At 56.1% G+C, this 18,668-nt stretch carries 15 protein-coding genes; 10 read left to right on the plus strand and 5 right to left on the minus strand.

The genetic code is table 11. The annotated features are described in order from the left end of the window. Positions 1-31: 31 nt before the first annotated feature. The 4 genes from TR2A62_RS17615 to TR2A62_RS09110 all read right to left on the minus strand — a co-directional run bounded on the left by TR2A62_RS17615 (position 32) and on the right by TR2A62_RS09110 (position 5,228). Positions 32-2,026 carry a bifunctional diguanylate cyclase/phosphodiesterase gene (locus tag TR2A62_RS17615; RefSeq protein WP_009159198.1) on the minus strand — a complete coding sequence of 665 codons (1,995 nt, stop codon included), beginning with the start codon at positions 2,024-2,026 and terminating at the stop codon, positions 32-34. Between the two features lie 8 nt (positions 2,027-2,034). Then, a complete protein-coding gene (locus tag TR2A62_RS17620; protein WP_009157306.1) occupies positions 2,035-2,541 on the minus strand; it encodes a hypothetical protein in 507 nt (168 codons plus the stop codon). An 81-nt stretch (positions 2,542-2,622) separates the two neighbouring features. After that, the gene (locus tag TR2A62_RS09105) at positions 2,623-4,617 is read right to left on the minus strand and encodes a cation:proton antiporter (RefSeq protein ID WP_009160417.1); all 1,995 of its coding nucleotides are present in this window, start codon (positions 4,615-4,617) and stop codon (positions 2,623-2,625) included. A gap of 5 nt (positions 4,618-4,622) precedes the next feature. Beyond that, positions 4,623-5,228, minus strand: a complete 606-nt coding sequence (locus tag TR2A62_RS09110) for an NAD(P)H-dependent oxidoreductase (protein ID WP_009159855.1) — start codon at positions 5,226-5,228, stop codon at positions 4,623-4,625. 138 nt (positions 5,229-5,366) lie between these two features. Between TR2A62_RS09110 and TR2A62_RS09115 the strand changes: the two genes are divergently transcribed. Next, complete coding sequence (locus TR2A62_RS09115) at positions 5,367-5,924, plus strand: DUF2585 family protein (protein WP_009158322.1); 558 nt, start codon at positions 5,367-5,369, stop codon at positions 5,922-5,924. A gap of 203 nt (positions 5,925-6,127) precedes the next feature. Continuing rightward, entirely contained in the window at positions 6,128-7,519 is a 1,392-nt protein-coding gene (locus TR2A62_RS09120; RefSeq protein WP_009159097.1) for an aspartate aminotransferase family protein, read from the plus strand. A gap of 45 nt (positions 7,520-7,564) precedes the next feature. Here the strand turns inward: TR2A62_RS09120 and TR2A62_RS09125 are convergent, their stop codons facing one another. Further along, positions 7,565-8,653: a hypothetical protein gene (locus TR2A62_RS09125; RefSeq protein ID WP_009157976.1), complete on the minus strand. Its 1,089-nt coding sequence runs from the start codon at positions 8,651-8,653 to the stop codon at positions 7,565-7,567. 143 nt (positions 8,654-8,796) lie between these two features. Here TR2A62_RS09125 and TR2A62_RS09130 point away from each other — a divergent pair, with 143 nt between their 5' ends. From TR2A62_RS09130 to TR2A62_RS09160, 8 genes are all read left to right on the plus strand, one after another. Next, positions 8,797-10,275, plus strand: coding sequence for a PLP-dependent aminotransferase family protein (locus tag TR2A62_RS09130; protein WP_009160664.1), 1,479 nt, complete (start codon positions 8,797-8,799; stop codon positions 10,273-10,275). Positions 10,276-10,505: 230 nt separating this feature from the next. Beyond that, positions 10,506-12,284 carry a sulfoacetaldehyde acetyltransferase gene (gene xsc, locus TR2A62_RS09135; protein WP_009159597.1) on the plus strand — a complete coding sequence of 593 codons (1,779 nt, stop codon included), beginning with the start codon at positions 10,506-10,508 and terminating at the stop codon, positions 12,282-12,284. 68 nt (positions 12,285-12,352) lie between these two features. Next, positions 12,353-13,288: a phosphate acyltransferase gene (locus TR2A62_RS09140; RefSeq protein WP_009160164.1), complete on the plus strand. Its 936-nt coding sequence runs from the start codon at positions 12,353-12,355 to the stop codon at positions 13,286-13,288. Next, a complete protein-coding gene (locus TR2A62_RS09145; RefSeq protein WP_009157322.1) occupies positions 13,285-14,034 on the plus strand; it encodes a sulfite exporter TauE/SafE family protein in 750 nt (249 codons plus the stop codon). Before TR2A62_RS09140 ends, TR2A62_RS09145 begins: the two co-directional genes overlap by 4 nt. Before the next feature lie 19 nt (positions 14,035-14,053). Next, positions 14,054-16,876 (plus strand): molybdopterin oxidoreductase family protein, encoded by a 2,823-nt coding sequence (locus TR2A62_RS09150; protein ID WP_009158302.1) that lies wholly within the window; start codon positions 14,054-14,056, stop codon positions 16,874-16,876. After that, positions 16,873-17,019: a hypothetical protein gene (locus TR2A62_RS18795; protein WP_009159591.1), complete on the plus strand. Its 147-nt coding sequence runs from the start codon at positions 16,873-16,875 to the stop codon at positions 17,017-17,019. Before TR2A62_RS09150 ends, TR2A62_RS18795 begins: the two co-directional genes overlap by 4 nt. Next, positions 17,016-17,774: a 4Fe-4S dicluster domain-containing protein gene (locus tag TR2A62_RS09155; protein ID WP_009157814.1), complete on the plus strand. Its 759-nt coding sequence runs from the start codon at positions 17,016-17,018 to the stop codon at positions 17,772-17,774. The genes TR2A62_RS18795 and TR2A62_RS09155 overlap by 4 nt, the downstream gene beginning before the upstream one ends. Continuing rightward, on the plus strand, positions 17,774-18,652 hold the full coding sequence (locus TR2A62_RS09160; RefSeq protein ID WP_009158863.1) for a DmsC/YnfH family molybdoenzyme membrane anchor subunit: 879 nt from the start codon (positions 17,774-17,776) through the stop codon (positions 18,650-18,652). Before TR2A62_RS09155 ends, TR2A62_RS09160 begins: the two co-directional genes overlap by 1 nt. Positions 18,653-18,668 lie beyond the last annotated feature (16 nt).

Consider the following 18,668-nt stretch of genomic DNA (forward strand, 5'->3'; position numbering starts at 1 on the left):
CTCGCAAAAGCCGACCAAGGTCGCAAGCCCATCAACCCGCCCGGTCCAACTTTGTCCTGTTCGAGAGATAAAGGTCAAAGGTGGTGGTCGCATCCTTGGGGCCACCAAAGAGAAACCCTTGGGCATTGTGGCACCCAAAATCGCGGACAATATCGGCCTGTGCGTCAGTCTCGATGCCTTCGACTACAATCGTCATCCCGAGACCGCGGGCAATGTCGACGACAGCATCGAGGACAAAGCGCGCCTCTTGGGATTGCACGAGTTCAGTCACAAAGGACCGGTCGATTTTCAACTCGTCGGCGGCGATGCTTCGCAGATAAGCGAGGCTGGAAAATCCTGTGCCAAAGTCATCCAGAGAGATTTTGGGGCCAAGTTCGCGCAACTGATCAAGCACATTGCTGACGCTTGTCCAATCATCCAGCAACACGGTTTCGGTGATCTCTAGCGTCAACAAGTGAGGCGGCAGATTGGTCTCTTTGAGAATACGCCTGACGTGGTCAACGATCCGCGCGTTGACGAAATGAAGCCCCGATAAATTAACACTGACAGAAAGAGGTGCGGACGAGCCGCGGTTCCAATCAACAAGCTGCTGTACCGCATGTTCCATCACATAGAGATCGAGCTCTTTGATCAGGTGATGCTCTTCGGCCAGGGGGATGAATTCCTCAGGTGGGACGACCACCCCGTCGCGGTTCCAACGAATGAGCGCTTCGAAGCCATACACCTCGAGCGTTTCGAGATTGATTTTGGGTTGGTAGACGACGAAGAACTCTTTGGCGTCGAGCGCTTTGGGGATCGCATCGAGCAGAGCCCGCCGATCTGCCGTTCGCTTTTCCATGGATGCGTCGTAGAATTTATAGGCGCCTCGCCCCGCCTCTTTTGCTTCGTAGAGAGCGATATCGGTTGCGCGCAACAGGCATTCGGCTGTTAGATTCTTGCCATTGGAAACGGCCTTGCTCGTCGCAAGACCAAGACAGAAACCGCCCAGCAATGACAGGCCGTCACATCGAATTGGCCTTTCCATATCTTGAACGAACTCGCCGCAAAAACGGCGCAAGGTCGCTGGATCGGTTTGAGGCAGGATTACTGCAAACTCGTCCCCGCCCAATCGCGCAGCCAGACCGTTATACGACGTCACCCGCTTACTGAGCCGTTCAGCGAACCTGCGCAAGACGGCGTCCCCAGCGGCATGACCGTAGGTATCATTGATCCCTTTGAAATCATCCAGATCGAGGAGAAGCATGGACATCGGCGCAATCTGAGCGAGTTGATCATCAAGATGTTCTTGGAACTTTTGCCTGTTTGGGAGGCCCGTTAGTAGATCGAAATGAGCCAGATAGTCGGCACGGCGTTCGGCCTGCTCTCGTCCATGGCGCAGCGCGACTTCGCGGCGCAACAACAAGATCGCACAGGTCCCGATGAGCGTCATGCCGATCAGAAGTGTGATGAGAAAAAGGGTCAGAGAAAACAGGATTTGAGATTGCCGTTCTAAAGCGTCGGTCTGTAAATGCCGCGCATTGTCCAAGTATGACACAAGCGCCACCCGTGCTTCCGAGGCCAGTTCTAGAAAATCGTTTGCAAAGGTGAAGAGGCCGCGAAAGCCATCTTGGGTTTCTTGATTTGCTCGGTCAGCGGCATGGACCAACGCATCATATGCTCGGCTAGTGGCGCGGGTTGGATTAGTGCGAACAAGCCGTTCAAAAGATCCAACCCGTACGACCAATAAATCAATGGCGAATTCAAAGGCGTCGCGATCTGCGGCGGAAATGCTGCCTGATGCCTTGGCCTGTTGCACGACCGAATTTAGCCGATCAATATCGTTCATCGCCATGAACCCCTCACGCATGATCGGCACTTCGAACACTGCGCGGGTTGCGGCAACTTCTTTTAGGGCGGCTTGGACCTTGAAAGCGCCGCCAATTCCCATGCAAATCAGGATCAGGATCGCCACGCCTGCGGCCACTCGAGAGCCGAGCCGCGTAGAGAGCAAGACAAAGAAACGCGAAGAAGCGGGGCTGTCATCCATATTGCGGGCTATTCCACAGGCTCGATCGCGGCAGCCATCCAAACCCAATATCCCTCGCTCATTGCGGGGTCGTTTGTGTAGGCGTCATGCAGCATAACGAATTGCAATGGACCGCGTTCACGGCGTTTGTGTGGTGCGCCATCGACGCGGGTCGCGATCAGGACGAGGTGCGTGCGCCAGACCCAATTGGGGATCTCAACCGCATAGTCATTTTCCGCCAGAACCCGAATAGCATCGAGGTCCTGCATGTCATTTAACGCCAGCACGTCGCGCAGTAGGACACCATCAAAATCAGCCGCAATGGCCCGCCACGGGGTCGATGTTGAAATCCGGTATGTTTCCAATTCTTCGAGTTCAGCGGGGCTAAGCGTAACCTGCTGCGTGCCGTTATCGAGCCGCAAACTAGCCCGCTGATGTGTAATAGGGTCGAGGGTCACAGGCGAGATTTCATCAGCCAACGGGACAGTGCCGCAAAGCATCATCCACCCAATCATCGCCCGCCTGAAATACCGCATCCGAAACCTCGTCCAGCTGTTCTGGACTTATCGATACGCGATATAAATGAATGACCTCTTAAGCCGCGCGCGTAGACAACATCATAACTCTTCGACGCTGGGATTGTCCCCTGATGGATGTTTCCAGCCGCGCTCTGAGCGGGTGAGATGTTCTTCGCGCTCACCCATCATTTCCGCCTCTTGCTCGGCCATCAAGACTTTGGCCCTTTCCACAAAGGCCGCATTTTCATGCATCGGGATATTCGGATCAAACAGCTCGGCCAGATCGCGCAAAGCCATCAGATCGCGTTCGACATATCCGCGCATCGCACGTTCAGCGGCATAGGGATGCACACCCAGTTCTTCGAGGGCCGAGCGCGCGGCACGCACGGAACTGTCAAACGTGTCTCGAATGATCTGGCGGCACCCTGCGGCGTAGAGTTCGTAGACATGACCGCGGTCCATTGCGCGACAGACAATTTTCACATGCGGGTGATTTTTGTGAACGTAATGAACCAGTTCTGTGGCTTGTTCTTTGTTGTCGATCGCAACCACGAGCAAAGCCGCGTTTTCGATACCAGCGGCGTGCAAAAGATCAGGGCGTGTGGCATCGCCGAAGAACGCTTTGATCCCGAATGTGCGGACCATGTCGAGCTGAGCAGACGAATGGTCAAGGACCACAGTCTCGTACCCTGCCCCCAAAAGCGCGCGGTTCACGATGCCGCCAAAGCGCCCGTGACCGGCAATAATGACAGAGCCCTTTTCGTCAATCTTGTCTGGGTCACGGCTTTGCGATGCAGCAAAGCGTGGTGCGATCACACGATCATAAAGAATGAATAGCGCAGGCGTCAGCAGCATCGAAAGGGCAACAACCAGCAGCAGTTGGTCGGCAATCGACGCGGGCAGCACTTCGTTGGCGACGGTAAAGGACAACAGGACAAAACCGAATTCACCAGCCTGAGCCAAGCTGAGCGCAAAGAGCCATTTGTCACCACCGCGGATTTTGAAGATATACGCAAGGATCAACAGGATCCCAGCCTTGAGCGCCATGAGACCAAATGTCATGCCGACGATTGGCAAAAGGTTCGCCGCCAAAAGCGGGAAGTTGATGCCCGCACCGACGGTCATAAAGAAGAGACCTAAGAGCAGACCTTTGAACGGGTCGATGTCGCTCTCTAGTTCGTGGCGGTATTCACTGTTGGCGAGCACGACACCCGCAAGGAATGTTCCCAACGCAGGCGACAGGCCGACAAATGTCATCAGAACAGCAATGCCGATTACCATCATCAATGCGGTCGCGGTAAAGAGTTCGCGCAGTTTTGCCTGCGAGACAAAGTTAAAGATCGGACGGGTGAGAAAGTTGCCCCCCAGAACCACCGCGGCAATCGCGGCAACCGTGACCAGTCCGCGCTGCCACCCCGGCAATTGTTCGATCATTCCGGGCTCGGATGGCCCGTGACCGTCGTCGTGGCCATCGTCATGTCCGTCGCCGTGGTCGGCGCCATGATCTGCACCGTGATCTGTACCGTGATCTGTACCGTGGGCCGCGTCAGCAGCTTCGGCCGAAAACATCTCGATCAAGTCAGGTGCTGCGAGCAATGGGATAAAGGCCAGCATCGGGATAACCGCGATGTCTTGGAACAACAGAACCGAGAACGACGATTGGCCGCCGTCTGATTTCATCAGCCCTTTTTCATTGAGCGTCTGCAGCACAATCGCGGTCGACGACAGGGCAAGAACCATGCCGATTGTGATCGCAAAGCTGAAGGCCAAGCCCAGCGCCATCGAAATCGCGGTGACCGCCAGCATCGTTAGACCCACCTGGAGACCGCCAAGCCCAAAAAGCTTGCCCCGCATGTTCCACAGCATTTTGGGTTCGAGTTCGAGCCCAACGAGGAACAGCATCATCACGACGCCAAATTCGGCAAAGTGCTGAATGCTGACAACATCGACATTCAGAGCAGCTAAAAGAGGGCTGAGGGCGATACCGGCAATCAAGTACCCAAGCACGGATCCCAGACCGAGCCGCGAGGCAATCGGCACCGCGATAACGCCAGCTGCGAGAAACAGAAACGCGAGAAAGAGCAAGCTGTCCATCTGGGCTATCCTTTTACCAAATCGGGGATGGTGTCGGCAAAGATGAGATCATTTTTCGCGGCCGCCGCGCGATCATAAGTGTCATTGCACAGACCGTTGATCAGCTGGGTGTACCCCGCCACATGGTTGGCAAGCAGGTCAGTTTTTTCTGCACCAAGCGCACCAAAGAGAACATACGGAGGCAAGAAGGTCATTCCGCACAACCGTGCGGTTTGCTCTAGCGGGGTCAGAAACATGCGCAGATCAAAATGGTTGTAGCCCGATTTGCCATAAGCATCTGCAGATCCACCAGCCGTGATCGCCAACATCATGGTCTTGCCCTTGAGCTGGGTCCCGTTTGATCCATAGGCCCAGCCGTGCTCTAGCACGAGGTCCTGCCATTCTTTGATGATCGACGGTGTGGAATACCAAAACAGCGGGAACTGAAACAGAATGGTGTCATGGGCCAAGAGCCGCTCTTGTTCCCGTTCCACATTGATATTGTGACGCGGATAGTCGGCCATCAAATCAACGCAGGTCGCATCGGTCGCAGACGCTGCGGCATCAAGGGCGGTGTTGACGTGAGAATACCGACGCCCCGGATGCGCGGTGTAGATCAGAACGTTTGCCATAGAGCTCCCCGTTTTCTGGTTGCAGTTTGAGGCGGGTAACATCGAATGACAAGGCCGCAAACCAATGCGCAAATCACGCGCTGGGGGTCAGGTTTTTCAGACTAGACAGAACGGGCTGTGGTGTGACGCTGTTCATACATGAAACGTATTTTGATTTCGCATTGGGTCACCGCTGGCATTGTTCTGGCAACTGCAGTCATTTTGCTGGGGATGGGCCGCGCAACGATATGCGAATGCGGCACGATCAAGCTGTTCTATTTTCAGACAGGAACCTCCAAAGGCTCGCAACATCTCTTTGACTGGTATTCGCCCAGCCACGTCCTGCACGGCTTCATCTTTTACGCCGCGCTCTGGCTGTTTGCGCGCCGCGTGCCGATGGGCTGGCAGCTGGCGATCGCCACATTGGTCGAAGCCGCGTGGGAAATTGTCGATAACACCGATGCAATCATCAATCGCTACCGCGAGGCAACGATCGCACTGGACTACTATGGCGACAGCATCGTCAATTCCAGGGCGGACATTGCAGCGATGTTTCTGGGGTTTTGGTTGTTCAAGACATTACCCGTCTGGGCCAGTGTTTTGATCATTATTATCGCAGAAGTCGTTGTTATCTATGCAATCCGTGACGGGTTGGCGTTGAACGTTCTGATGCTGCTCTATCCCGTTGAGGCAGTAAAAGTCTGGCAGCGCGGCTAAGGTCATCGGACAAAACCGTTCTACATTCCAGTGTTCTGGCCCAGATTTAAGGGGCAAAGCCGTCGAACTGGACCTAACGGGATAAGGTCACTGGCCCTAACCTTAGGTTTGGCCGATTTGCAATTTGGTCGTACAGTCGACGACGTGCGAACAGATTCGCAATCGTGCCACCCTTTGTTTCACTCTTGCCATTGGAGCCCGCAATGAACGTCCCATTCCAAGTCAATGATCCCTCAGAGATCATCGAAGCAGACCGCGCTAATGTGTGGCATCACCTGATCCAGCACAAACCCTTTGAGACCGCGATTGATCCACGCATCATCGTCGAAGGCAAAGGTATGAAGGTTTGGGACATCACTGGCAAAGAGCACCTCGATGCGGTGTCAGGTGGTGTTTGGACCGTCAACGTAGGCTATGGCCGCGAGCGGATCGCCGATGCTGTGCGCGACCAATTGGTCAAAATGAACTACTTTGCTGGTACTGCGGGATCGATCCCAGGTGCACAGTTCGCCAAAAAGCTGATCGAAAAGATGCCAGGCATGAGCCGCGTCTATTATGCGAACTCTGGCTCTGAGGCGAATGAGAAGGCGTTCAAAATGATCCGTCAGATTGCGCACACGCGCTATGGCGGCAAAAAGAACAAGATCCTGTATCGTGACCGCGACTATCACGGCACGACAATCGCCACGCTGTCAGCTGGCGGTCAGGACGAGCGCAACGCGCTGTACGGTCCGTTCACTCCGGGCTTTGTTCGGGTTCCACATTGCCTAGAGTATCGTGCCCAAGACGAATTGGGCGGCGGCGGCGAAGGCTACGGTGTTCGTGCGGCCAAAGCGATCGAAGAAATCATTCTGCGCGAAGGCCCAGAGACAGTTGGTGGGCTGTGCCTCGAGCCGGTCACAGCTGGCGGTGGTGTCATCACGCCACCAGAGGACTATTGGGAAACTGTCCAAGAGATCTGCAAAAAGTACGACGTGCTGCTGCACATCGATGAAGTGGTCTGTGGTGTTGGCCGGACAGGAACGTGGTTTGGTTATCAGCAGTACGGCATCCAGCCTGATCTGGTGACAATGGCCAAAGGTGTTGCATCGGGCTATGCCGCAATTTCGTGCTGTGTCACGACCGAAGAAGTCTTTGAGATGTTCAAAGACGACAGCGATCCAATGGGTTATTTCCGCGACATCTCGACCTTTGGTGGTTGTACTGCTGGCCCCGCGGCGGCGTTGGAAAACATGGCGATCATCGAAGAAGAAGGTCTACTCGAGAACACCACAAAGATGGGTGAGTATTTCATGGGCAAGCTGGGCGAGTTGATGGAAAAGCATCAGGTCATCGGCGACGTGCGCGGCAAGGGTCTGTTCTGCGGTGCAGAGCTGGTTGCGGACCGCGAGACACGCGAGCCGCTGAACGAAGCGCTCGTTCAGAAAGTTGTCGGTCACTGCATGCAGCAGGGCATCATCATTGGTGCCACGAACCGGTCGCTTCCGGGGTACAACAACACGTTGTGCTTCTCGCCTGCGCTGATCTCGACCACTGATGATCTGGATCATGTCGCGGCGGGTGTTGATGCCGCTTTGACAGACGTGATGTCATAAAGATTTGGATGGGGCGGCGTTGTGCCGCCCTGCCCCCATTTTGCTCTAGCGACCGGCCAATTGGATGGTGCTCGAGAGAGCTTCTAGGATTTGGGCGGCGCCACCACCAAGGCTTGCACCAGCCATAATCCCGACCCCCGCGATGAATGGAAGCCACAGCACCGCACCAGCGCGACTATATTTTGCTGTCGACTGCGCCGCTTTGGGTGTGAATTTGGGTGTTGCCGTCGCATTGCCGACCACCAGCTGTACAAAGCCCGACGGTACGTTTGTGTCCCCACTGTGATGCACAACGCGGATTTTTTCGTCCGTGCGACGGCCAAAGGTTTCACTATCATTCAAAACGCGGCCCAGTTGGCGGCAATAGGTGATAAAGGCGAGCATGATCTCGTAGCTTTCGTTCCAAGGGTATGGGTTTTCGGCCAGAACTACACCTTTGCCCCCCAAAACATGCTGGCTGCCCAACCCGCGTAGACCCGTGAGGATTTCACCGTCATGAACTGTGCCCGAAGAAAACAGCACAGGATGCACATACAGTATCAACGGGATGTCTGGTTCGGCCACACGCAGGAAGTGATCGTTTTGGTACAGCTGATCCGACTGGCCCCAATGAACCAAGAGCGGAGCCGCAAGATCGGCCAGAACCCATGCAAATGTCTTGGCGACAAAAAGACGCGCTTCAAACGTCAATTGACCCTCGGTTTGGCCCATATCATCCGAAGCGCCAGCAGCGTCAGAACCAGCGGAATCGCCCGAAATTGGACCGGCACAGTGCGTCACTTTGATCGAAATGTGGCAGGTATGGCTGCCGAGCATCCGCAAAAGATGCGGTTGCATATCGGCATAAATTGGCGAGGCGCGTAGCTGCGTAAAATTGGCTGAGGCCACTGGGGCCTCGTGGCAAATGGCGTGGATTTGGAAGAGACCGTTGCCGATCACCATTCCTTTATCACCAGCTGTTCGTTGGTTTTCAAACTCAGGAAGTTTGAGGCCAGAGGCTTTTTTATTATAGCCGAAAAGCGCCTCGTTGACGCAATCGATCACTTCCTGCCAATCGAAATCAATCGATGGCAGAGGGGCCGTTTCATCAAAGAGAAGCGCGGTTTGCAGCGTGCGCGGGTATGTTGCAGACATCAGGATAAAGCCAAAGCAGAGGTTAACTTGTTCCTCTTAATACCCAGACAATTTGACACGAGTATGATGTGATAAAGGCAATTCCGTTAGATCAGCCATAATGCCAGATTGACCTGCGGCTAGGTCCAATCTATGCGAATGCCATGGCAATCTCAGAAGAAACCTTTTTCCTGGACCGTGATGGAACCGGTACGTTGCAAGCGCAAATCCAGCAGCTTGTGGCCGAAGGGGTTTTGTCGGGGCGGTTCCGTTCAGGGGAAAAGCTGCCGTCATCACGCAAGCTGGCCAAACATCTTGGTATCAGCCGGATCACCGTGACGCTAGCCTATACGGAACTCTTGGCTGACGACTATATCGTGTCCAAGGGTCGGTCCGGGTATTACGTATCAGACAACGCGCCTGAGCCCCCCAATTTTCCAGCACGCCAAGCCCACGACACCGTCGATTGGAGCCGTGCAATTGGACAGCACTTCACCGGCCGCGAGGCCCTGCGCAAACCAAACGATTGGCGGACCTACAAATACCCGTTCATCTATGGGCAGGCCGATGAGACGTTGTTTGATACTGCGAATTGGCGGCTATGTGCGTTGCAGGCGTTGGGCCGCAAGGATTTCGAAGCGCTGACCACGGACTACTTTGACGAAGACGACCCCAAGCTGATCGACTTTATCGCACGCCAGACCCTGCCTCGACGCGGGATTTTGGCCCGTCCTGAAGAAATCCTGCTGACGCTGGGGGCGCAGAACGCCCTGTGGCTGACTGCACAGATCCTGCTGACACAGCGGCGGACTGCGGCGATCGAAAACCCCTGTTATCCGTCGTTGCGCGATATTCTGACCCAAGCACGCTGTCACCTCGCGCCTATCCCTGTCGATCGTGACGGATTGCGCCCCCAAGATTTACCGCCTGAAACGGATGTGGTGTTTACCACCCCTAGCCACCAGTGCCCGACGACCGCGACGATGCCGGTCTCGCGGCGGCACGAACTGCTGCGCGCCGCCTCTGAGCAGGACTTCTTGATTGTCGAAGACGACTATGAATTCGAGATGTCGTTTCTCAGATCCCCTTCGCCCGCTCTGAAATCGCTCGATACCGAAGGGCGTGTGATCTACGTCGGATCATTCTCCAAATCCCTCTTTCCCGGATTGCGGTTGGGATATTTGGTTGGGCCCGAGCCATTTATCCGCGAGGCACGGGCATTGCGGTCGTCTGTATTGCGCCACCCGCCAGGGCATATTCAGCGGACCGCGGCCTATTTCATGTCGCTGGGACACTATGATGCGCTGATCCGTCGGATGGGACGTGCCTATCAGGAACGGCGTGAAATCATGAACCGTGCGCTGGAGACCAATGGCCTGAATATTGCAGGGCGCGGATCGTTTGGTGGGTCATCGTTCTGGATGCAGGCGCCAAATGGAATCGATACCCGCGTGTTGGCCGATCGTTTGCGCGACAAAGGGGTCCTTATTGAACCGGGTGGTCCGTTTTTTGAGACCGCAGGGGCGCAGGGGCATCAATTCTACCGCATTGCCTACTCTTCTATTCCGCCCGCACGGATTGAGGCGGGAATTGCACTCATTGCAGAGGAAATCGACGCTATGCAGCACAATGGCGCGGTCTAACTTTCGGCTTATACGAAGAGTGGTTTAGTCACGCCCCAAGGGCTTTGCCTTTGGGAAAGAATCTGATAGACCACTCCAGTAATTTATTGAGACCTTAAGTCTCAAAAACAAAATCAGTGGTCTTATTGCGATAACGTAACTGGCCCTAACGCGACTCTGCGGGTTTCCGTAGAGCTAAATCTATATCAGCCGGCCTTACAGCCTCTTCCTATGCGCTAAGGAGCACATCCATGAAAATGACGACCGAAGAAGCCTTTGTCAAAACGCTTCAGATGCACGGCATCGACAACGCTTTTGGTATTATTGGCTCCGCCATGATGCCGATCTCTGACATTTTCCCGGATGCGGGCATCACCTTTTGGGACTGCGCCCACGAGACATCCGGCGGCATGATGGCTGATGGCTACACACGTGCAACCGGCAAAATGTCCATGATGATTGCGCAAAACGGTCCGGGCATCACAAACTTTGTGACTGCTGTGAAGACTGCCTATTGGAACCACACACCGGTTCTGCTGGTGACACCTCAGGCCGCCAATAAAACAATCGGTCAAGGTGGCTTCCAAGAGATGGAGCAGATGAACCTGTTCGCTGACTGTGTCGCTTACCAAGAAGAAGTACGTGACCCAACGCGCATCGCCGAGACACTGAACCGCGTGATCATGCAGGCCAAACGTGCCTCTGCACCGGCACAGATCAACGTCCCACGCGATTTCTGGACACAGGTTATCGACATCGAGCTGCCAACAATCGTTGATTTCGAATTGCCGCAGGGCGGCGCGGACGCGGTCCAATACGCAGCAGATTTGCTGTCGTCAGCCAAGTTCCCAGTGATCCTGAACGGCGCAGGCGCGATCCTGTCCAAGGGCGGCATTGATGCATCCCGCGTTCTGGCTGAAACACTCGACGCACCTGTTTGTGTGGGCTACCAGCACAACGACGCGTTCCCAGGCAACCACCCTCTGTATGCTGGTCCACTGGGCTACAACGGCTCGAAGGCCGGTATGGAATTGATCGCAAAGGCCGACGTTGTTCTGTGCCTTGGCACACGTCTTAACCCGTTCTCGACCCTGCCGGGCTATGGCATCGATTACTGGCCGACAGACGCCAAGATCATTCAGGTTGACCTGAACCCTGACCGCATCGGCCTGACCAAAAAGGTCACTGTTGGTATCGTCGGTGACGCAGCCAAAGTCGCAACAGCTATTTCGTCCAAACTGGCCGACGATGCTGGCGATGCAGGTCGTAAAGAGCGCAAAGAGAACATCGCGCAGACTAAATCTGCTTGGGCTCAGGAACTGACATCCATGACCGAAGAGCAGGACGATCCGGGCACCGACTGGAACGTACGTGCACGTGCAGCCAAGCCGGACTGGATGGCGCCTCGGATGGCATGGCGCGCGATTCAGGCAGCTTTGCCTGTTGAGGCGATCATTTCCTCGGACATCGGCAACAACTGTGCGATCGGTAACGCCTACCCGTCCTTTAACGACAGCCGTAAATATCTGGCACCGGGCCTGTTTGGTCCATGTGGCTACGGTCTGCCATCCATTGTTGGTGCGAAAATCGGCCAGCGCGACACGCCAGTTGTTGGTTTCGCTGGTGACGGCGCATTCGGCATCTCGGTGAACGAGCTGACAGCGATCGGTCGCGGCGAATGGCCTGCGATCACACAGATCGTATTCCGCAACTACCAGTGGGGCGCTGAAAAGCGGAACTCAACACTGTGGTTCGACGACAACTTTGTTGGCACAGAGCTGGACGAAGGTGTTTCCTACGCTGGTATCGCGAATGCATGTGGTCTGAAGGGCGTCGTTGCACGCACTCAGGAAGAGCTGACTGCAGCTCTGGCACAGGCGATCAAGGACCAGATGGAGAACGGCATCACGACGCTGATCGAAGCGATGATCAACCAAGAGCTGGGCGATCCGTTCCGCCGTGACGCAATGAAGCAGCCGGTTGAAGTTGCTGGCATCTCCAAAGCGGACATGCAGGTTCAGGCGGTCTAAGCCGACACAAGACAGGCCCTCGCGACACCGCGGGGGCCCTTTTTCTTTTTAGCAGGAACATCCGGATCATGACCGCCCCTTCTCCTTTTCTGAGTTCGGCCGCTGCCGTCTGTCCCGATGATCTATTGACCCGTGCCCAAGAGGCCGCGACACCCCGTGTTGCGATTGCCCGCGCGGGGGCACCGCTGCCGATGCAGGCCGCGATGGAGGCCACAAATGCCGGCATCATGACCCCCGTTCTGGTGGGCGAAGCCGCAGACATTCAGCGCGAAGCGGATGCATTGGGCTGGGACATTTCTGAGCTCGCGGTACATGACACGACGGGCGAGGCCGAAGCGGGCGCCAGGGCTACCGAGTTGTGCGGTACTGGCGAAGCTGACGTTCTGATGAAGGGTCAGCTGCACACGGATGTGTTTATGAAATCAGCACTGGCCCGTGATGCGGGTTTGCGCACAGGCAACCGGCTGGTTCATATCTTCCATATCTCGCACCCAACGGGCGGTCGCCCGATGCTGATTTCGGATGCAGCCGTCAATGTGAGCCCGAACATCGAGACCCGCCATGACGCAACCCGCGAAGTTGTGGGTTTGTTGCACAAGCTTGGCAACCCAGAGCCGCGCGTGGCGTTTTTATCCGCAACCGAGAGCGTGATCCCGTCTGTACCCTCGTCAGTCGAGGCGGACGAGCTGACCACATGGGCACGCGAGAACATCCAGAACGCGCATTTCTCAGGCCCGTTAGCGTTGGATTTGATCCTGTCGCCCGACGCCGTCGCGACCAAAGGGTTGTCTGACGATCCTGTCGCGGGTCGCGCCGATGCAATTGTCGTGCCCGACATTGTGTCCGGCAACGCGATCTTTAAGAGCCTAGTTTATCTGTCCGGCGGGTGTGCTGCTGGCATCGTGATGGGGGCCAATGTGCCGCTCTTGCTGACCAGCCGTGCGGATCCTGCAGCGGCACGTATGGCGTCGGCCGCGCTGGCGGCGATTGTGACCTCTGCATGACTGACCTGCTGGCACTGACCATCCCCGAGATGCTGATCCTTTGCGGGATCACATTTGTCGCAGGTGTTGTACGGGGCTTTTCAGGGTTTGCATTGTCCGCACTTGTCATGGCCTCGGCAATTTTCATTTTGCCGCCTGTCGCATTGATCCCTATCTGTTGGTGGCTAGAGATGTCCGCGTCGATCATCATGGCGCGCGGGGGCTGGCGCGAGGCGGACCGCGGCGTCGTCATGGGGCTCGTGATCGGGTCAACAGTCGGCGTGCCATTCGGCTTGGCGCTGACCACCAGCCTGCCGGTTGAGACATCAAAAATTGTAGCTCTTGCTTTGATTGTCGCCGCTGCCGTTTTGCAGCTGGCCAAAATTCGCATTCCGTTCTTGGCGACCAGGGCGGGCCTCTATTCAGTGGGCTTTGCTGCGGGTATCGCAACTGGTCTCGCCTCGATTGGTGGCATGATTGTCGCGCTCTATGTGCTGAGCCAAGACGCACCTGCCAGAAAAATGCGCGCCGCGCTTGTTATGTTCCTGTTTATCGGTGCTTTAACCTCGCTGATCACGTATCTTTTCTTTGGTGTTATGGACCAAACCGCTGCACTACGCGGGTTGGCCCTGATCCCAACAACGCTCTTGGGTGTTTACGTGGGCACGAAAATGTTCACAGTTCGCCTGGAACCCTACTATCGTCCATTTTGTCTAGGCCTTCTCGTGACTTTGGCGACTGTTGGGCTGATCCGAACCGCTCTATGACTTACAAAGGAACTCCCTGATGCCCAAAGACCAGCCAGAGATTGATCTGTCGCCAAAGGTATCCGATGAGGTGCGCAAAACCACCTGTTACATGTGTGCGTGCCGGTGCGGGATCAACGTCCACATGAAGGACGGCGAGGTTGCCTACATCGAGGGCAACAAGGACCACCCTGTGAACCAAGGTGTTCTATGTGCCAAAGGCTCGGCTGGGATCATGCAGCACAACGCACCATCGCGCCTGCGCGCGCCGATGAAGCGGGTTGGACCACGTGGATCAGGCGAATTCGAAGAGATCACTTGGGACGAAGCGCTGACCATAGCGACGAATGTTCTAGAACCGATCCGCAAAGAGGCCCCCGAAAAGCTTGCGTTCTTTACAGGTCGCGATCAGTCGCAATCCTTTACGTCGCTCTGGGCGCAGGGGTTTGGCACGCCAAACTATGCCGCACACGGCGGGTTCTGTTCGGTAAACATGGCGGCCGCTGGCATCTACACGATGGGCGGCGCATTCTGGGAATTCGGTCAGCCTGATTGGGACAATACCAAAATGCTGATGATCTTTGGCGTTGCTGAGGATCACGACAGCAACCCGATCAAGATGGGCATTGGCAAAATCAAAGGCCGCGGCGCACGGGTTGTGGGTGTGAACCCGATCCGTACCGGTTATAACGCAGTGGCCGACGATTGGGTCGGCATCACACCGGGCACCGACGGCTTGTTCATCCTGTCGATGATTCACGAATTGCTTAAGGCCGGTAAAATCGACCTCGACTACCTCGCGCAATTCACCAACGCCCCTGTTCTGGTGAACGGCGATGAGAAATCCGAACAGTTTGGTCTGTTCCTGCGCGATGCTGACGGCAAGCCGCAGGTCATCGACCGCCGCACCGGCAAACTGGCACCGTTTGATGGCCAAGGGGTCGAGCCTGACTTGTCCGCAACCTACCGCGACGCCGGCGTCACGCACACACCCGTCATGCATATGATGGCTGAGAAATACCTCGATCCGCATTACGCACCCGAAGCCGTGGCCGAAGCAACTGGCATCAGTGCCGACCGTATCCGCCGCATGGCATCTGATCTGGCGCGCGTTGCCTTTGACGAGGCGATCGAGATCAAGACACCGTGGACCGATTTCCGCGGCAAGAAACACGCGTCGATGATTGGTCGCCCTGTTTCATTCCACGCGATGCGCGGAATCTCGGCCCATGCCAACGGGTTCCAAACCTGCCGTGCGCTGCATGTTTTGCAGATCATGCTGGGCAGTGTCGAGACGCCGGGTGGCATGCGGTTCAAACCGCCCTACCCCAAACCTGCGACAGCCCACCCCAAGCCGCACTACGGTGTGACACCAGGTCAGGCGCTGGACGGTCCACACTTGGGCTTTGTCCACGGGCCAGAGGATCTGTGTCTCAAGGATGATGGCAGTGCCGCACGCATCGACAAGGCGTTCACATGGGAAAACCCCATGTCGTCGCACGGTCTGATGCACATGGTGATTTCCAACGCGCATGCGGGCGATCCCTATAAGATCGACACGCTGTTTATGTATATGGCGAACATGTCGTGGAATTCGTCAATGAACACGGGCGGCGTCATGGAGATGCTGACCGATCAATACGAAGACGGCAGTTATGTCATCCCGAACATCATTTATTCGGACGCCTACAGCTCGGAAATGGTGGCATATGCGGACCTGATCCTGCCTGACACGACCTATCTGGAGCGGCACGATTGTATCTCGCTGCTGGATCGTCCGATCTGCGAGGCTGACGCCGTAGCCGATGCGATCCGCTGGCCAGTTGTCGAACCAGACCGCGATGTCAAAGGGTTCCAATCTGCGCTCTGCGAATTGGGTGGTCGTTTGGGCCTGCCAGGGTTCGTGAACGAGGACGGCAGCCAGAAATACAAAGACTATGCAGATTACATCACCAACCACATCCGTCGTCCGGGTGTTGGGCCGCTCGCCGGTTGGCGTGTTGGTGAGGACGGCTTGCAAGGCGGGCGCGGCGACGTGAACGAAGCACAGATCGATGCCTATATCGAGAACGGCGGGTTCTGGGTCGAGCATGTGCCAAGCGAAGCGCAATTCTACAAACCGTGGAACAGCGCCTATCAGGACTGGGCCGTGGCCAAGGGTTTCTTCGACGCTGTGCAGCCCTATATCTTTCAGCTTTATGTCGAGCCGATGCGCAAATTCCAGCTGGCTGCCGAAGGTCATGGCGACCGTCAGCCGCCAGAGTATCTGCGCGAACGGATCAAAGAGACGTTGGACCCACTGCCGATCTGGTATTCGTCCGAGGATGAAAACAAGGCCGAGGAATATCCTGTCACGGCTCTGACGCAACGCCCGATGGCGATGTACCATTCGTGGGGATCACAGAACGCGTGGCTGCGCCAAATCCATGGTCACAACCCTCTCTATGTTCCAACCAAGATCTGGGAAGAGAACGGATTTGAGGATGGTGATTGGGCACGGGTCACGTCGCCCCATGGCGAGATCACAGTTCCAGTGGCGCATCAGGCGTCCCTGAACGCCAACACGATCTGGACATGGAATGCGATCGGCAAACGCAAAGGTGCATGGGCGCTGGACGAAGATGTACCCGAAGCGACCAAAGGGTTTTTGCTGAACCATTTGATCCACGAATTGCTGCCGCCCAAAGGCGACGGTTTGCGCTGGGCCAACTCGGATCCAATCACAGGTCAGGCCGCGTGGTTCGACCTAAAGGTCCGTGTTGAAAAGGCTGTCGCCCCTGCTGAAAGCCAGCCAGTCTTGCCAGCCATCAAGTCGCCCGTTGGCAAAGGTCCCAAGGGTCTGAAGTGGAAGGTGGGCAAATGACCAATCTCCAAGTTCTCTTGCTGATCGGTGCGTTCATCACCCTGACGCTGGGCAGTTTCATTTGGTACATCGCCACTTGGGACGCCGAGGCAGAACAGCCGATCACCTATTTAACACCACAAACAATGGGGGCATTCCTATGACCCAACTGCCAGCAACAACCGCCAAAAAGCTGGGTCTTGTGATTGATCTAGACACATGTGTGGGCTGTCATGCCTGTGTGGTGTCGTGCAAAGGATGGAACACCGAAAACTATGGTGCGCCCTTGTCAGATCAGGATGCTTACGGTGCCAAACCGTCGGGGACATTCCTGAACCGCGTACACAGTTACGAAGTGCAGCCTGCGCAGGGCGAAGCACAGCTGATCCACTTTCCTAAATCCTGCCTGCACTGCGAAGACGCGCCATGTGTCACCGTTTGCCCAACAGGGGCCAGCTATAAGCGGGTCGAAGACGGTATCGTTCTGGTGAACGAAAGCGATTGTATCGGCTGTGGCCTATGCGCGTGGGCCTGCCCCTACGGTGCACGCGAGTTGGACCAAGAAGAAGGCGTGATGAAGAAATGCACGCTGTGCGTTGATCGCATCTACAACGACAACCTGCCCGAAGAAGACCGCCAGCCCGCCTGTGTTCGGACCTGTCCCGCAGGCGCACGCCACTTTGGTGATCTAGGTGATCCAGAGAGCGATGTCAGCGTTCTGGTCGCCGAGCGTGGTGGGTTTGATCTGATGCCAGAACAAGGCACCAAGCCTGTCAACAAATACCTGCCACCTCGCCCCAAGGACGCCGAGCCAGAGATCGATATTCTGGCCCCGTTCCTTGATCCAGTTGTACCAGAGGCCAAGGGCTTTCTTGGTTGGTTGGACAACGCACTCTCATCCATGCCAGGAGCGAAATAATGCATCCAGCACCTTCAGTTATCATTTTTACCGTCTTCTCGGGCCTCGGCTTTGGCATGTTGTTCTGGCTTGGGCTTGGGCAACCGTTGGTCGTCAGCTGGACCGCGTTCTTTTTCTATCTGATCGCCTATGTGTTCGCCGTTGGTGGACTGCTGTCGTCGATGTTCCACCTCGGCCATCCCGAGCGGTTCCTCAAGGCGTTCACCCAGTGGAAAACCAGCTGGCTGTCGCGTGAAGGCGTCCTGTCGGTTGCGACGTTGATTGTCATGGCTCTCTATGCCGCGGCTGAGGTGTTTCTCTATACGCAATACGCTGTGTTGGGTTTGATCGGTGCGCTGCTGGCATTGGGGACAGTCTTTGGCACCTCGATGATCTACGCACAGTTGAAAACCGTGCCACGTTGGAACCACTGGACCACACCGGTGATGTTCATGGTGCTGTCACTGGGTGGCGGCGCGTTGATGGTCGGCGAGATTTGGACAGCGATCCCATTGCTGGTGATTGCAGGTCTGGCACAGTTGGCCCACTGGTTTCTGGGTGACGGACAATTCAAGGCAGCAGGATCCACCATGGAGAGTGCAACGCAACTGGGCAGCATCGGCAAGGTCCGTGCGTTCGAGCCACCACACACAGGTACGAACTATTTGCTGCGCGAAATGGTGCATCAGATTGGCCGCAAACATGCGCAAACACTGCGTATCCTCGCCATCGTTCTGGCGGTTGTTGTGCCAGTTCTGTTGTTGCTGGTGTTCTCGTCGCTGGGCCATTGGGTCGCCGTCCCTGCGGTTCTGTCGCATGTGGCTGGTGTGCTGATGTCACGCTGGTTGTTCTTTGCACAGGCGGAACACGTCGTGGGTCTGTACTACGGACAACGCTAAGTAACGTTCCTGCCGG

The sequence above is a fragment of the Thalassobium sp. R2A62 genome (assembly GCF_000161835.1).
Lineage (GTDB): Bacteria > Pseudomonadota > Alphaproteobacteria > Rhodobacterales > Rhodobacteraceae > Thalassobium.

Coding starts and splice junctions, on each gene's coding strand:
- TR2A62_RS17615 (WP_009159198.1), bottom strand. CDS start 2,026: ATGGATGACAGCCCCGCTTCTTCGCGTTTCTTTGTCTTGCTCTCTACG.
- TR2A62_RS17620 (WP_009157306.1), bottom strand. CDS start 2,541: ATGCGGTATTTCAGGCGGGCGATGATTGGGTGGATGATGCTTTGCGGC.
- TR2A62_RS09105 (WP_009160417.1), bottom strand. CDS start 4,617: ATGGACAGCTTGCTCTTTCTCGCGTTTCTGTTTCTCGCAGCTGGCGTT.
- TR2A62_RS09110 (WP_009159855.1), bottom strand. CDS start 5,228: ATGGCAAACGTTCTGATCTACACCGCGCATCCGGGGCGTCGGTATTCT.
- TR2A62_RS09115 (WP_009158322.1), top strand. CDS start 5,367: ATGAAACGTATTTTGATTTCGCATTGGGTCACCGCTGGCATTGTTCTG.
- TR2A62_RS09120 (WP_009159097.1), top strand. CDS start 6,128: ATGAACGTCCCATTCCAAGTCAATGATCCCTCAGAGATCATCGAAGCA.
- TR2A62_RS09125 (WP_009157976.1), bottom strand. CDS start 8,653: ATGTCTGCAACATACCCGCGCACGCTGCAAACCGCGCTTCTCTTTGAT.
- TR2A62_RS09130 (WP_009160664.1), top strand. CDS start 8,797: ATGGCAATCTCAGAAGAAACCTTTTTCCTGGACCGTGATGGAACCGGT.
- xsc (WP_009159597.1), top strand. CDS start 10,506: ATGAAAATGACGACCGAAGAAGCCTTTGTCAAAACGCTTCAGATGCAC.
- TR2A62_RS09140 (WP_009160164.1), top strand. CDS start 12,353: ATGACCGCCCCTTCTCCTTTTCTGAGTTCGGCCGCTGCCGTCTGTCCC.
- TR2A62_RS09145 (WP_009157322.1), top strand. CDS start 13,285: ATGACTGACCTGCTGGCACTGACCATCCCCGAGATGCTGATCCTTTGC.
- TR2A62_RS09150 (WP_009158302.1), top strand. CDS start 14,054: ATGCCCAAAGACCAGCCAGAGATTGATCTGTCGCCAAAGGTATCCGAT.
- TR2A62_RS18795 (WP_009159591.1), top strand. CDS start 16,873: ATGACCAATCTCCAAGTTCTCTTGCTGATCGGTGCGTTCATCACCCTG.
- TR2A62_RS09155 (WP_009157814.1), top strand. CDS start 17,016: ATGACCCAACTGCCAGCAACAACCGCCAAAAAGCTGGGTCTTGTGATT.
- TR2A62_RS09160 (WP_009158863.1), top strand. CDS start 17,774: ATGCATCCAGCACCTTCAGTTATCATTTTTACCGTCTTCTCGGGCCTC.